This is a genomic window from Streptococcus sp. OMI750 (genome assembly GCF_047463895.1).
Classification (GTDB): Bacteria; Bacillota; Bacilli; order Lactobacillales; family Streptococcaceae; genus Streptococcus.
The window spans coordinates 460,664-474,305 of record NZ_JASHCZ010000001.1 but is presented as its reverse complement, the minus strand read 5'-3'; the positions used below and the strand labels follow the sequence as shown (position 1 = coordinate 474,305).

The window sequence follows — 13,642 nt, the reverse complement described above, 5'->3', positions numbered from 1 at the left end:
TCCTTTCATTTTTTATTTTGTTAATGAATCCAAAAATGCATAGAGTTTGGCATTCATTTCTCGATAATCGTAAGCACGAATGGCTTCAGTTTTTTGAACAAAGGTCAGTTTTTGACTTTGTTCTTCCAAAACATCTTCACCGTCTGCAGCAATCAAGAGATCGACTGCTTCTGGATCAAATTCCAAGTGGGCTTGGAAGGCATAGTGTTTAGAACTGAAGCGAATAATCTGACGTGGACAACCTTGACTGGTCGCAAGAACGACAGCATCCTCTGTCAATCCTGGCATATCGCCATGCCAATGACCGGTTTCAAGAGTTTCTCCCAACAAGCGGACATGCGGATCTGTTAGACCATCTGGTGTCAAGGTCACAGGATAAACGCCGATCTCGCGCTCAGGACTGTGTTCATACTCTGCGCCATAAGCAACAGACAGGAGCTGCGCCCCCAGACAGACCCCAACAATGTACCGATCTGCCTTCATGGCTTTTTGAATCAACTCGATCTCTGCCTGAGGATCGTAGTATGGAAAAGCTTCCCGATCTTCATCTGGCGATTGAGGTCCTCCCATGACGATCAAAAAGTCGATCTCATCTACAGTCTCAGGTAGGGCTTCATTCTCATAGACTTTGGTCGTAGTCACCTGATGACCACGCTCCTGCGCCCATTTTAGATAAGCGCCCGGCACTTCAAATGTTTCATGCAGTACAAAATGTACCTTCATCATCTCTTCTCCCATCTCATTCGAATCACGTAAGACACACCTGTTGCAAGTACAAGCGGGATTGTTAAACTTAAAGACTGCCCTGTAAATCCTAGGCTCAGGGCAATAGCTGTCAAAGGAGCTTGTAGGGTCGTCCCTAAAAAGACGGTCGCACCAAGTAGCATCCCGAGAGCAGGATCTAAATGAATTCCAACGACTGTCATCAATAAAGTCACTAAGTAGCCATTTCCAATCCCCAAGGCAAATGATGGCGTCAAGGTTCCTCCATAGGCACCATTACGCAAGAGGAGATAGACTAAAAGCCCCTTCACTGCAAGAGTCAATGGAAGATAGTGAATCGACTGACTAGACAACAAGGCCTGGGCTAGTACCTGACCATTTCCCATAAAGATGGGGTAAAAGGCTACTAGGCTCCCCAGCACAAGAAAGGCTAGAGGAAGAACCCAAAGAATTGTTCCATCCTTCCGTCGTTTGCGACCTGCGCGTTTAGCTAAAGATCGAAAGCCTAGCGCAAATGGAGTAACCAATAAAGCAATCAGAATCGCCTGCAAGAAACTGCTGGTCGACCAATGGACTAGCGACATATGATAAATAGAACCGTGCCCAACGATTGGCTGGGCCACCCAAGTCGCCAGATAAGTACTGGACAAAACCAGCAGAAGGTTCTGCCAACTGTAGGCAAGTCCTAAGGTCTCAAAGACGAACAAGCTACTAGCAAAGGGAACCTGATAGACTGCAGCCAACCCAGCTCCCGCACCACAGGCGATTAAAACTTTTCGCTCTTTGATTGCCAAGGAGAAGGCTTTGCCCAATCGACCAGCTAGAAGAGCCCCGACCTCTCGTGGGGCTCCTTCTTTTCCGACCGATGCACCTGCTCCAACAATCGCAACCTGCATCCCTGCATGAAGAAGGTGGGCTAAGAACGCTGGCTCACTATCTCCAGCTAGGTCAATTTGCCTACGAATGGAGAGAATTTTATAGCGCCGTTGCAGAATATACCAGAAACCTGCTGCCAAGACCCCTGTCACACCTAGGACAAGGAATCTACGGAAACCTCCAGCGTGATTAAATTGCTGAAGCAAGTCCCCCTTATCTTGGTCAAAGGCCAGTCCTTGCACACCTTCTAGTAGATAATGACAGGCAATTCCGACCAGACCCGTCCCTATTCCTAATGATAGAGTGGATAGAAGCAACCTCAGTCCGTAAGGCAGGCTTTGGAGTCTTGCTTTCATAGGATTAGAGTTCAGCAAGAATCGATTTAAGCAAGCCTTTGAAGTCGTCTTTGACGCGCTCCGTCACTTCCACTACTTCTTCGTGGTTAAGCTCTTCTTGGAAACCAGCCGCAAAGTTGGTAATACATGAAATACCAAGAACTTTCAAACCAGAGTGAGCCGCAATGATGACTTCAGGAACAGTTGACATACCGACAGCATCTGCACCAAGAGTCTTATAGGCACGGATTTCAGCTGGAGTTTCATAAGTTGGACCTGTCACACCGATATAAACCCCATCATCCAATTTAATGCCCAATTTGTCTGCTACTTGATGAGCAGTCTCACGGTATTCTGGAGTGTAAGCTTTCGACATATCAGGGAAACGTGGACCAAAGTCATCCAAGTTTTCACCGATCAATGGGTTTTGACCAGTCATATTGATGTGGTCAGTAATAGCCATCAAGGTACCAGGTCCAAAGCCGATACCTCCAGCAGCGTTGGTAACAAGCACTCCTTCACATCCCAACACTTTCATGATACGAACTGGGAAAGTCACCACTTCCAATGGGTTTCCTTCGTAGAAGTGGAAACGACCTTGAAGAGCCAAGACTTTACGTCCAGCAAGATCACCATAAACCAATTTACCAGCGTGTCCGACTACTGTGGATTGAACCCAGTTTGGAATGTCAGCGTAGTCTACTACGACTGCATTTTCGATTTCTTCAGCCAATTCTCCAAGACCTGATCCAAGGATCAAACCGAACTCAGGAGCTTCGATTCCTTTGCCCTTCAAAAATGCTGCTGTTTCATTGATTTTTGCTACTAATGTCATTGTGTTCTCCTTTTATTTCTTAAGTAATGTACCAATTTTGTCAAAGGTGTTAGCGTTGCGAATAGTGATCTGACGATAGAAAGGCATCTTCATCAGATGTTTGTGGTAGGCAGTTTTAGAGTAGCTTTCTTCTAAGAATTTGCCCCAGAAAACCGCTGTTTTGCCAAAGTGAAGCACTTCATCTCCTAGCTTCAAAGTAAGCAACTTCTCTTCTACAGATTCCCTATCCAAGCCCTCCGTATAAAAGAGTACATCCTTGCGAGCCATCTCGTCTGTCCACCAATCCGGTAGGTTTGCACAGTCCGCTTCGTAGTCTTCTCGACTCAAAAGAGAAAAGCGCTCAATAAAGGGATAGTGCTTCTCAAAGAAAGTCGACAGGCAGTCCACTAACTGAGAGCGAGAAAGATCCGTCGTAAAGAAGATGTTGCCACTGTTGATGTAGGTTTCCACTTGGCCCAGCCCTAAATCGGTCAATTCCTGACGGAGTTGAGCCATGACCACCTTGTTCTTGCCGCCAACATTGATTCCTCTTACGAGGAGAGCAAAGCGCATCATCTTAAACCAATTTATCTAAGAAGCTTTCACCAATCATAGCTTTCTCAACACCGAAGTTCTCTGCAATGGTTGCAGAGATATCAGAGAAATGGCCAACTGGGATCAAGCCGCTACCTTTGAAGGATGGGCTGTATGCCAAGAATGGGATGTATTCACGCGTATGATCAGTACCAGCGTATGTTGGGTCATTACCATGGTCTGCAGTGATCATCAAAAGATCGTCTACTTTCATTGCAGCGATGATTTCTGGCAAGCGCTCATCGAACTCATGCAAGCAATCACGGTAACCGTGTGGATTACGACGGTGGCCGTAAAGAGCATCGAAGTCAACCAAGTTGGTGAATGAGAAGCCTTTTTCAAACTCAGGAAGTCCCATCGTTTTAATCAAGGTATCCATACCGTGGCTGTTTGATTTGTTATGACCCATATCGTGGTTAATACCAGCTCCGTTGAAAATATCGTTAATCTTACCAACTGCATAGGTATCGATACCTGCCTCGTTCAATTTGTCCAAAACAGTTGGAGCAAATGGTGAAACAGCCAAGTCGCGACGGTTGGCCGTACGAGTGAAGTTTCCAGGCTCACCAACATAAGGACGCGCAATGATCCGACCAAGAAGAGCAGGACGTTCCAAAGTGATGGAACGAGCGTATTCACAGATACGGTAGAGTTCATCCAAAGGAATGATGTCTTCGTGAGCCGCGATTTGAAGAACTGGGTCAGCAGATGTATAGATGATCAACTCACCAGTTTCCATTTGGCGTGGTCCGAAGTCATCGATAACAGCTGTACCAGAATATGGTTTGTTAGCTTCGCGAATGACCTTACGACCTGAGAATTCTTCGATTTTTGTCAAGATTTCTTCTGGGAATCCATTCCAGAAAGTATCAAACGGTTCTGTAATATTAAGACCCATGATTTCCCAGTGACCTGTCATGGTATCTTTTCCAAGAGAGACTTCTTCTAACTTGGTTGCGTAACCAGTTGGATTGCTCTCAGCAGGAACAGTCTTCAACGGTTGTTCACGAGGAATATTCCCGAGACCAAGTTTTGCCATGTTTGGCACATTCAAACCAACTGATTTTGAGATGTGACCAAGTGTGTCTGATGCGCCATCAGGTACACCAGCATTGACAAAGTTATTGGCATCTGGTGCAGCACCGATCCCAACTGAATCCAGCACAACTAAATGCATGCGTTTAAATTTTGACATATCCTGCCTCTTTCCTTTATTAAACTAGCTATATTATACCATATCCCTATAAGAAGAGAGCCGTTGTTTGATCCGGCTCCTCTTTAGAGGAACCTATTTTTCGATGATGACAGGACCATCTGGTGTCCCAACGATTACTTTTGAAATCATGTTCAAGAACAAACCGTGCTCTACAACTCCTACAGTGTGATCCAGTTCATTGGCCAGAGCTTCCGCATCCTCAATCACTTTGAGATCCAAATCAATGATAAAGTTGCCTTGGTCGGTTACAAAGCGCTGATCCTCCACAAGACGGAAAGCAGGATGGTAGCCCTTTTGCTCAAAATGACGGAAGAGATTTTCAGCCCCGTATTGCACTACTTCCACTGGAAGTTTAAAAGCCCCAAGGGTTGCGACTTGTTTGGATTCGTCCACGATCCAAATGCAGTCTTTAGAATTGGTTGCGACGATCTTTTCCATGAGGAGAGCCCCGCCGCCACCTTTGATCCCGTTTAATTGAGGATCCACTTCATCTGCGCCATCTACTGTGACATCGACCACTTCGACATCGTCGATGGCCTTGAGCGGGATGCCTAAACTTTCAGCCTGATCATAGGTCACACTTGACGTCGTGACAGCTGTGATCTTCAAGCCTTCTTCTTTGATGCGACGACCCAATTCAGCCACAAAATAATAAGCAGTTGAACCTGTACCGAGACCGACAATCATGCCGTCTGTGACAAACTCAGCCGCTTTAATTCCTACCTGTTCTTTTAGGTTTACCATCATAGACCTCCTTTTATATTCTATTACAGTATAGCATATTCTGAAAGAGATTTCACTAATTATGTGAAAACCTTTCCATCTTTTAGTTCTAAAAGCAAAACCTTGCCCGTCTGCTGACTTTACGATAGAATAGAGATGAATCTACAGGAAAAGAGAATTGACATGATTACTAAAGAATTTGATACCATCGCTGCCATCTCGACTCCTCTCGGTGAGGGGGCGATCGGGATCGTCCGCTTAAGCGGGACAGACAGCTTTGCCATTGCGCAAAAGATCTTCAAAGGAAAAGATTTAAGCAAAGTGGCTAGCCATACCCTCAATTACGGTCACATCGTGGATCCGGATAAGAATGAGATTCTCGATGAAGTTATGGTCGGAGCCATGCGCTCTCCTAAGACTTTCACGCGAGAAGACATCATAGAAATCAACACGCACGGTGGGATTGCAGTGACCAATGAAATCCTGCAATTGGTCATCCGTGAGGGAGCTCGTTTGGCCGAACCTGGTGAATTTACCAAGCGGGCCTTTCTCAACGGTCGGGTCGATTTGACCCAGGCTGAGGCGGTCATGGATATTATCCGCGCCAAGACCGATAAGGCTATGAATATCGCCGTCAAACAGTTGGACGGCTCCCTATCTGATCTGATTAACAACACCCGCCAAGAGCTCCTCAATACTCTGGCTCAAGTCGAAGTCAATATCGACTACCCTGAGTACGATGATGTCGAGGAAGCTACCACCGAGATCATTCGTGAAAAGACCACCGAGTTTGAAGCCCTCTTAACCAATCTCCTCAAGACAGCTCGCCGTGGAAAGATCTTGCGTGAAGGGATCTCTACTGCTATCATCGGTCGACCAAACGTCGGCAAGTCTAGTCTTCTGAACAACCTTCTGCGCGAAGAAAAAGCCATCGTGACCGATATCGAAGGAACCACCCGTGACGTCATAGAAGAATACGTCAACATCAACGGGGTTCCCCTCAAACTGGTCGATACGGCTGGGATCCGGGAAACCGAAGACATCGTCGAGCAAATTGGTGTCGAACGTTCGAAAAAAGCCCTCAAGGAAGCGGATCTAGTCCTCCTCGTCCTCAATGCTAGCGAGCCTTTAACGGATCAAGATCGCCAGCTCCTTGAGATCTCTCAAGATAGTAACCGCATCATCCTCCTCAACAAGGTCGATCTCCCGCAACAAATCGAGTTGGACGAGATCCCTGCAGATCACATCAAGATTTCTGTCCTTAAAAATCAAAACATTGACCAAATCGAAGACCGCATCAACGCCCTCTTCTTTGAAAATGCTGGCTTAGTCGAGCAAGACGCGACCTATCTCTCAAATGCCCGTCACATCTCTCTGATCGAGAAAGCTGTTGAAGCCCTGCAAGCTGTCAACGAAGGCTTGGCTCTAGGTATGCCGGTTGATTTGCTTCAAGTCGACCTCACCCGCACCTGGGAAATCCTCGGAGAAATCACAGGAGACGCCGCTCCAGATGAACTTATTACCCAACTCTTCAGCCAGTTCTGTCTTGGTAAATAAATCTATTTTAAGATCATATCCTCTTAGAGACTTTCCTTAGTTGAGTACGGACGTCAGCGAACTTCGAAGAAGTTCCATAACTTAGTTTTGAATCTAACGTTTCAAAACTCCCGAGTGCTTGAAACAAAAATGTTTCAAGCACTTTTCTCACGGCAGAAAGTCTCAAATATTTCTTTCAAAGTAGAATTTAGTTTACAGCTATCGTATCACCCAGTTTATACAAAAGTAGAAAAACAATGTGTCTAAAATAAGAAAAATGCGTATGTGTGCAAACATACGCATCTTTTTTTGGTTTATTTTCCTTGTTCTAATCGCTCGATAGTTTGATAAGCTTGGTAGATCAAGAAGAGACCAGTAGCATTCAAGACTGGAATCGCAATCGGCAACTCGGTCACGATTTGTGAGAAGGGTGAATTTCCAACAAAATGGAGTCCAAACCCAGCTACTAAATAGCCCCAGCCTGCTAGAGCTAGATCCTTGCGTCCTCTGCTAGCTTGGACAATCAAGTAGAAACCAAGCATGACAAGGCCTGTGTAGACCCAGTGAGACATGGGCGCATTGGCTACACGACCGAGAATCCCTGACACCGTGTAAGAGAATCCTTCCGGCAGATCCTGACGGATATAGGCAAAGTCCTCTACGATCTGGAAGCCAAGCCCAGACGCAATAGCTAAAAGGAAGATCGACTTGATCCGACGGACATTAAACAGATAGAGAACAAAGAAGATGGGAATCAACTTAAAGGGTTCCTCAAAGAGGGGCGCAGCGATGGCACTCTCGTACTGGTTCCAAAATTCGCTATTTGGAGCGATGACTTGAATCAGGTCATGGAAATAGGTATTGGCAAAGCTAGATAACCAACCAGCAACAAAGCCCCCACCTAGTAGAGAAAAGAGCACAGGTACCCAAGACAACTTCCACTTCTTGGCGAAATGAAAGAGGGCCCAGACAGCAGGAATCGCATAGACCAGGAGGATCAGGGTAGAAAGTCCCACAATCCCGTACTGGCTACCAGACATCCAGCCTTCCGTCAGTGACTGGGTCTCATAGGCCAGCCCAATCGCTAGCAAGAGTAAATAGAGAAACAAAATCGATTTGCGTTTCATAAAAGACCTTTCTATGGTGAAATGAAAAAGGCTGGAAGACCAGTCTTTTCCGTGTAGTATCATTGTAACAGGATCAGCTTAAAAAAACAATAAACTCATCCAGCAATTTACTTCAGTACCGCAAGAATTTGACGAATCAAATCAGGATCCCCGTCTGGCAAGGTCACCGTCTCCGCATGATCCAATATGCCTTGGGTAAATTGCGTCATAAACTCCTCACTCTTGAGCTCGTCTGGAGACTGATGCCAGTGACTCGGCACAGGATAGATGGTCACCGTCCCATCTCCGTTAGATGCGTAAGTGATATTTCCTTCTGCTGAGTAAGAACCAAAAAGGTGATGGACCGTCTTCGGATAGGTCACCCCCATCCCTTCTTGATAAATATAGGTACCAGCAGCACTTTCGTTGATATTCAATTCCTTAGGAACAGATTGAATCACATAAGCCCAGACACGAGCAGCTTCAACCTGAGCAGCGGTGTAGCCTGGATAATCATTCTGGTCTGCCTTCTTCGAAGACTTGACCTCACCATCCGAGCGAGTATTCCACTTCTTGGCCTTACTCGTCTTAGACGTACTACTGCTATCGTCTGTATCAGCTTGCTCCCGAACTTTCGGTTGCTCTTTCTTGCGATAGTAGAAATTGTCATCATCGCCATAAGCCGGTGACTGACCAGCCCAGATCCGATCCTTAGACTTATCTGAAGCATCGTCTTTGCCAGCTTTCTGACCTTTTGGAAGGAGCAAAAGACCGTAGCCTCCAACACCCGACTTGGCACTAACCGTCATCTCAGCGATCTGGTCCTTCTGCTTAAAGCTCGATGCATCAAGCTCAACATCTTCGCTGACCAAGCCCTTGTCATCAAAGACCAGCTCATTGCCACGACCATCGACCCAAGTTCCCTTAATACTCGAGTAGTCCTTAGCCTTGATGGCTTTTAAGTCCATACCAGACTGTTTCTTTTCTGACGTGCTGGTCTGCATGGTCTCCGAATTCTTAGGCGACACCGTCCTCTGAGGACGTCCACACGAAGCCAAGACCAAAGCAGAAAGCACAATCACAAAACCTTTTTTCATATCAATCTCCCTTCACACACCTACTATTTTAGAAAAATAAGAAAGGAGAGTCAAAGAAAAAGCGGAGTGGGAAAATAAATTAATGACATAAAAGTCTGTAAAATTATTATTTGAATTTCTAAAGAAAAAGAAGCTCTATGTATCGAGCTCCTAGCCATCATTTTTTGTTTTTCTTGTTTTGGGACCATTCGAAACAACACGGCTCTAAAACAAGGTAACATTGATACTATCAACTCCACACATCCTACATAGACAGTTTCCCTTATTTTTTTAATATGCTTCAAAACTATATCTTGTACAAATTATTTAATCTTTCTAACTCTAATACATTCATACATACTTCTACTCCAGTAACTACCCCCTTACTATAAATAATTCCACAAGAAAACACAATCCTCTTCTGACTCAAAATATTTGACAATATTACAAATGATTCCAAAACATAATCCTCTATAGTAATAAAACAATTATTTTCATCTTTGAAAAACTCTATAAATCCAATATCCTTACACCTATCACGTAAATGAAACTTAAGTGATTTTAAAAAATAATCAAAAAACACATCATTTTCCATAGAAAACCCTTTCATTTTTTAAAAACATTCTGATATAATCATACAAAAAATAAAGGAGGACTACAATGAAAAAAAATAATTATTTTTATCTTGTTAATCCTCTTAATCTTTTCTGTTGTTTCAATTTTTATATACAACATGTTATAAAAAATAAATGACCAGCCTCCTGTAGAGTACAGAAAACTGGTCGCATAAGAGGGTTTTCTCTTGTTCCATTATTGGGGTTCAGTTCCTAAACATGCTAAGTTTTTTGTGTGAAGATATATCAAAACTTTTTAAACCAATTCTTGATATACTCTAAGCATATATCCAGTAAGAATTTGATAAATAATAATACAATTCCAATCTTCACAAACATGTAATATTTAAATGTGTCATCAAATGAATGCACACGGATCGGAAAGGTGAAGATATTAGACGGATTGATAAGAAAATAAAGTGAGATACAAATAGATAAAACCAACGCCACTATAAAAATTTTTTTATGTAATTGCATTTTTTACCTTACCCTTTCTTGTTTTACAACATTAAATACCAATCACCAATTTTATATAGCCTGATTAATTCTTTCATTCCCCTTTCTAATAGGCTATTTTATAGTTCTTACACCTTAATCATATACAAATTTCAAAATAATACAAGTCTGTTTTTCTAATTATTTTTATGATATAATAATAAAGTTTGAATGTTAAATAAAAAACTCAGTAACTATCCCAACAAACTCTCTAAATTAGATACGATAAAAAAATTCTATTCTGGTTTTTTTAACTATTCGGTAAAATTCTAGAAATTTTACCGAATAGTTATTTTTTGCATAAAATGTTAAAAAATCATGCTGAGATACCCATTCTGAGCTGATTTCAGTTTAGAGGGCGGACAATCTATCGCTAAAATTCCTTACAGCCCCAACGGTTTATGCTGTTTTTTAGTTCATTCAACATCTTTTCGGGAAAAGATAAATTTTTCGGAAAAATAAAAATTTTTCAATTGTACATTCATATAAAAACACGGCTATGAATCATAGCCGTGTTATATTTTACTTAAGCTAGTTCTCTTAGTTAATATTTATTTATCTTTTATTTGCTTTAAGTCATTTATCTCTTTTAGAATACTAAAAATATAGACACTAAATAGAACTACACCAAAAAAAGATAAAACAAAGAAACCTAACGTAAGTATTTCGCCTCTAACAGCTAGTACTCCAAGGGAAAAAATACCGATAGCCATTATGGAAATTATGAGGATAAACCACAAGTAAATCATGTAAAACTTATAAAGATAGCAAAAGGACTTATTTTTTTGTTTAGGCTTATCCTTCCAATTTAAATAAAAGAAATAAGGTATAGAAATAATTAAAATAAATAAAAATTTCATCTCTAGCACAACCTCTCATCTTATCACCCTTAATCAAATACATGATTTATAGCATATTAAAACTTTTTATTTAGGCAAATTAATAGCAAAATCTAAATGTCAAATCATTCATTAATCAATTCCTCAATTTCCTTTACCCCTTCAAACTCTCCAACACTTTCGAAAAATTCTATAGCTCGTTTGAAATGTCTATTGGATAATTCCGTATCTTCCAAGGCTAAATAGATTTCACCTAACCCTCTATAGCTACAAGCTTGAGAAATCACATCATCAGTCTCTAAAGATTGTTCCAATGACAGATTCATGAATGTAAGTGCTTCATCAAGATTGTTTAATTTCAATCTCACATAGCCTTGTTCGTAGTTATTCACAGCTTTCTTTAGATTATCGTTTGGAAAATACTCTTCAACTATCTTCTCTTCATCTTCAATGAGTTTTAAAGCCTTATGAAAATCACCCTGATCTCTGTAGATCATCGCTAATTGATGTAAGCCAATATGTTCATGTTCTTTATCTTCATTTTGTTGAGCTAATAAAATGTATTTCTCAAAGATATGGGTACACGAGGCATAGTCTTTTTCTGCTAACAATAAATATCCCATCAGATTTAAAAGACTAAAATCTGTACAGGTATCAATGGAAAAATCTTGTTCAACCAACTTTTTAGCTTCTGATGTTTTTCCCTCCAGAAACAAGTCCCATGCTGTATCAAGTTTAGATACCATCTATTTTCCCCTTTCAACTATAAACAACCTTCATAAAATAAAATCACTCAACAAGAAGATGCTCAACACTACCTTTATAAATTTAATCTACTAGGCTAAAGTATAGCAAAAGCCCAAATAACTACTATTTGGGCAAAATGTTACTTAGTTTCTTTTTAAATGAGCAATGAGTAACTTAATAAGATAAGCTAGAACTACAAGTGATAATAGAAAGAAAATAGAATAAATAAAATAGATTTGCATATCTGACACCTCCTAAATAAAAGAGATTAACCAACTTGTCCTCAATATTATTGTACTCTCGTTTGAAAACGGTGTCAAATGTTATGATAAATAGTATCAACAACTGGAATAAATGTAAAGCCTATAAAAAGCAAAATAAATCAATCTGTTTCATTTTGAAATACTTTAACGATTATAAAATATATCCTATATTAGAAGAGGTACGTATGAAGTTATCAATTTAGATAATGTCAAAGCAAGAGAGAAATATAATTAGTAAACATAAATATAATATTTTTTACATTATTTATTATACTTTTGTTAGAATAATTGATAAAATCTTAATTAACAAAAATTATGGTCTATCTAATATTCCGAATACCTTACAATACATGGAATAGGATTAGATAACCGAATCAATGTTGAAACGAATGGAGGGGTTAATATTAAAAATTTAATAAGTGATCAAATGTCTAATAGACAAATCGTTAAAGACTTTATCAGTAGTTTTATTAGCTCCTTAAGTGGAAAAGCTTTTAATTTTGCTTTAGGATTAATGTTACTGGACCAAACAAAATCGGCAATGAGTTTTGGAATCAATATGATCATCTATCCTTTAGTCAGTTTGATTTTCTTGCTTCCAATCGGTAATTTAGTAGACCGATACCGTCATAAAAAGATCTTAATTTATAATTTCATCTTTAGGCTTATAATTTTTCTTCTGTTTTATGCTTTTTATTTTTTAACGAATTCATCTACTATCTTATATCTAGTAATCCCGTTTGTCATACTCCACTCTATTACAGTTAACATAAATGATACTTGTTACTCAGCTTCTATCCACGAGTTAGTAAATGATACAAAAATTCAACGTCTAAGCTCTGTTACACAAACCGCCATCGCTATCGCAACCATGCTTTCCCCAGCTATTGGAGTTGTTTTTTACAATTGGTTAGGCTTCTCAGACTTTATTCTCATAGAAATCATTGCAAACCTCCTTTCTTTAGGTGTCTTACTTACCATGAAATTCTTCTATGAACACGAAGAGCAAGAAGTCAAGATTAAACAGAATGAAAAGCATCAACACGTGGTCAAAGAAATTATCCAATTCTTAAAAGAAAATCAGATTGTCAAATATATTATTCTTGTTAGTGTTGTACTGAATTTTTTCTATACTTCCATTAGCATTGGAGTACCATTTGTAGTCAAAAAGCAACTCTTATTAGATAATGCAACAGTAGGTATCCTAGAAACTATGTCTGCGGTTGGAATGCTATTGGCCAGTGTGTCTATGTCACTATTGCCAGACAAAAAAGAAAATAATACACCTCTCTCTAATAGAATTCGCATTCCACTTTTTCTTCTAACCATCGCTATCGTTGGTTTGGGTATTACATTTGCAACTAGTAACACCCAAGTGATTATTTCTTCCATTGGCGGTTTATTTATGGGAATTATCGCATTCACTCTTGTTATTCTAAATATTGTCGTCATGACCTATCTTCAAAGTAGTATTGAAACAAATTATTTAGGAAGAGTAATGAGTACTTTGTTCACACTAAATACGTCTATCATGCCGATAGGTACCATTGTATTTACTTATCTATTTCAAAAGGACATAAACGGAGGTCTGATATTCATATTTGGAGGTGTTTCTCTCCTGATCTATACCATGATAATGTTACCTAGAATATATAGAATACTCCAAAAAGAACACATTTATTGAC

12 protein-coding genes are annotated in these 13,642 nt (G+C 40.5%); 2 read left to right on the top strand and 10 right to left on the bottom strand.

Features of this window, described 5'->3' with window-relative positions:
* Positions 1-12: 12 nt before the first annotated feature.
* The 6 genes from QM830_RS02510 to rpiA form a co-directional block, all read right to left on the bottom strand.
* The gene (locus QM830_RS02510; protein WP_414325489.1) at positions 13-726 is read right to left on the bottom strand and encodes a type 1 glutamine amidotransferase; all 714 of its coding nucleotides are present in this window, start codon (positions 724-726) and stop codon (positions 13-15) included.
* Positions 723-1,955, bottom strand: a complete 1,233-nt coding sequence (locus QM830_RS02505) for a chloride channel protein (protein ID WP_414325488.1) — start codon at positions 1,953-1,955, stop codon at positions 723-725. Before QM830_RS02505 ends, QM830_RS02510 begins: the two co-directional genes overlap by 4 nt.
* A 4-nt stretch (positions 1,956-1,959) precedes the next feature.
* Positions 1,960-2,769: a purine-nucleoside phosphorylase gene (locus QM830_RS02500; protein ID WP_414325486.1), complete on the bottom strand. Its 810-nt coding sequence runs from the start codon at positions 2,767-2,769 to the stop codon at positions 1,960-1,962.
* A 12-nt stretch (positions 2,770-2,781) separates the two neighbouring features.
* The gene (locus QM830_RS02495; RefSeq protein ID WP_414325485.1) at positions 2,782-3,324 is read right to left on the bottom strand and encodes a DUF1697 domain-containing protein; all 543 of its coding nucleotides are present in this window, start codon (positions 3,322-3,324) and stop codon (positions 2,782-2,784) included.
* Between the two features lies 1 nt (position 3,325).
* The gene (locus QM830_RS02490) at positions 3,326-4,537 is read right to left on the bottom strand and encodes a phosphopentomutase (RefSeq protein WP_414325483.1); all 1,212 of its coding nucleotides are present in this window, start codon (positions 4,535-4,537) and stop codon (positions 3,326-3,328) included.
* Positions 4,538-4,630: 93 nt separating this feature from the next.
* Entirely contained in the window at positions 4,631-5,302 is a 672-nt protein-coding gene (rpiA, locus tag QM830_RS02485) for a ribose-5-phosphate isomerase RpiA (protein ID WP_414325482.1), read from the bottom strand.
* 162 nt (positions 5,303-5,464) lie between these two features.
* Here rpiA and mnmE point away from each other — a divergent pair, with 162 nt between their 5' ends.
* Positions 5,465-6,838, top strand: a complete 1,374-nt coding sequence (gene mnmE, locus QM830_RS02480) for a tRNA uridine-5-carboxymethylaminomethyl(34) synthesis GTPase MnmE (protein ID WP_414325480.1) — start codon at positions 5,465-5,467, stop codon at positions 6,836-6,838.
* Positions 6,839-7,131: 293 nt separating this feature from the next.
* Here mnmE and QM830_RS02475 read toward each other — a convergent pair whose 3' ends face one another.
* The 4 genes from QM830_RS02475 to QM830_RS02460 form a co-directional block, all read right to left on the bottom strand.
* A complete protein-coding gene (locus tag QM830_RS02475; protein ID WP_414325478.1) occupies positions 7,132-7,944 on the bottom strand; it encodes a PrsW family glutamic-type intramembrane protease in 813 nt (270 codons plus the stop codon).
* A gap of 107 nt (positions 7,945-8,051) precedes the next feature.
* A complete protein-coding gene (locus QM830_RS02470; RefSeq protein WP_414325476.1) occupies positions 8,052-9,020 on the bottom strand; it encodes a DUF6287 domain-containing protein in 969 nt (322 codons plus the stop codon).
* Between the two features lie 286 nt (positions 9,021-9,306).
* The gene (locus tag QM830_RS02465; RefSeq protein WP_368385362.1) at positions 9,307-9,594 is read right to left on the bottom strand and encodes a hypothetical protein; all 288 of its coding nucleotides are present in this window, start codon (positions 9,592-9,594) and stop codon (positions 9,307-9,309) included.
* A 1,478-nt stretch (positions 9,595-11,072) separates the two neighbouring features.
* Positions 11,073-11,693, bottom strand: a complete 621-nt coding sequence (locus tag QM830_RS02460; protein ID WP_414325474.1) for a tetratricopeptide repeat protein — start codon at positions 11,691-11,693, stop codon at positions 11,073-11,075.
* A 691-nt stretch (positions 11,694-12,384) separates the two neighbouring features.
* Here QM830_RS02460 and QM830_RS02455 point away from each other — a divergent pair.
* Positions 12,385-13,641 (top strand): MFS transporter, encoded by a 1,257-nt coding sequence (locus QM830_RS02455; protein ID WP_414325473.1) that lies wholly within the window; start codon positions 12,385-12,387, stop codon positions 13,639-13,641.
* Position 13,642: the final 1 nt, after the last annotated feature.

Coding starts and splice junctions, on each gene's coding strand:
- QM830_RS02510 (WP_414325489.1), bottom strand. CDS start 726: ATGATGAAGGTACATTTTGTACTGCATGAAACATTTGAAGTGCCGGGC.
- rpiA (WP_414325482.1), bottom strand. CDS start 5,302: ATGGTAAACCTAAAAGAACAGGTAGGAATTAAAGCGGCTGAGTTTGTC.
- QM830_RS02495 (WP_414325485.1), bottom strand. CDS start 3,324: ATGATGCGCTTTGCTCTCCTCGTAAGAGGAATCAATGTTGGCGGCAAG.
- QM830_RS02465 (WP_368385362.1), bottom strand. CDS start 9,594: ATGGAAAATGATGTGTTTTTTGATTATTTTTTAAAATCACTTAAGTTT.
- QM830_RS02500 (WP_414325486.1), bottom strand. CDS start 2,769: ATGACATTAGTAGCAAAAATCAATGAAACAGCAGCATTTTTGAAGGGC.
- QM830_RS02470 (WP_414325476.1), bottom strand. CDS start 9,020: ATGAAAAAAGGTTTTGTGATTGTGCTTTCTGCTTTGGTCTTGGCTTCG.
- QM830_RS02455 (WP_414325473.1), top strand. CDS start 12,385: ATGTCTAATAGACAAATCGTTAAAGACTTTATCAGTAGTTTTATTAGC.
- QM830_RS02490 (WP_414325483.1), bottom strand. CDS start 4,537: ATGTCAAAATTTAAACGCATGCATTTAGTTGTGCTGGATTCAGTTGGG.
- QM830_RS02460 (WP_414325474.1), bottom strand. CDS start 11,693: ATGGTATCTAAACTTGATACAGCATGGGACTTGTTTCTGGAGGGAAAA.
- QM830_RS02475 (WP_414325478.1), bottom strand. CDS start 7,944: ATGAAACGCAAATCGATTTTGTTTCTCTATTTACTCTTGCTAGCGATT.
- QM830_RS02505 (WP_414325488.1), bottom strand. CDS start 1,955: ATGAAAGCAAGACTCCAAAGCCTGCCTTACGGACTGAGGTTGCTTCTA.
- mnmE (WP_414325480.1), top strand. CDS start 5,465: ATGATTACTAAAGAATTTGATACCATCGCTGCCATCTCGACTCCTCTC.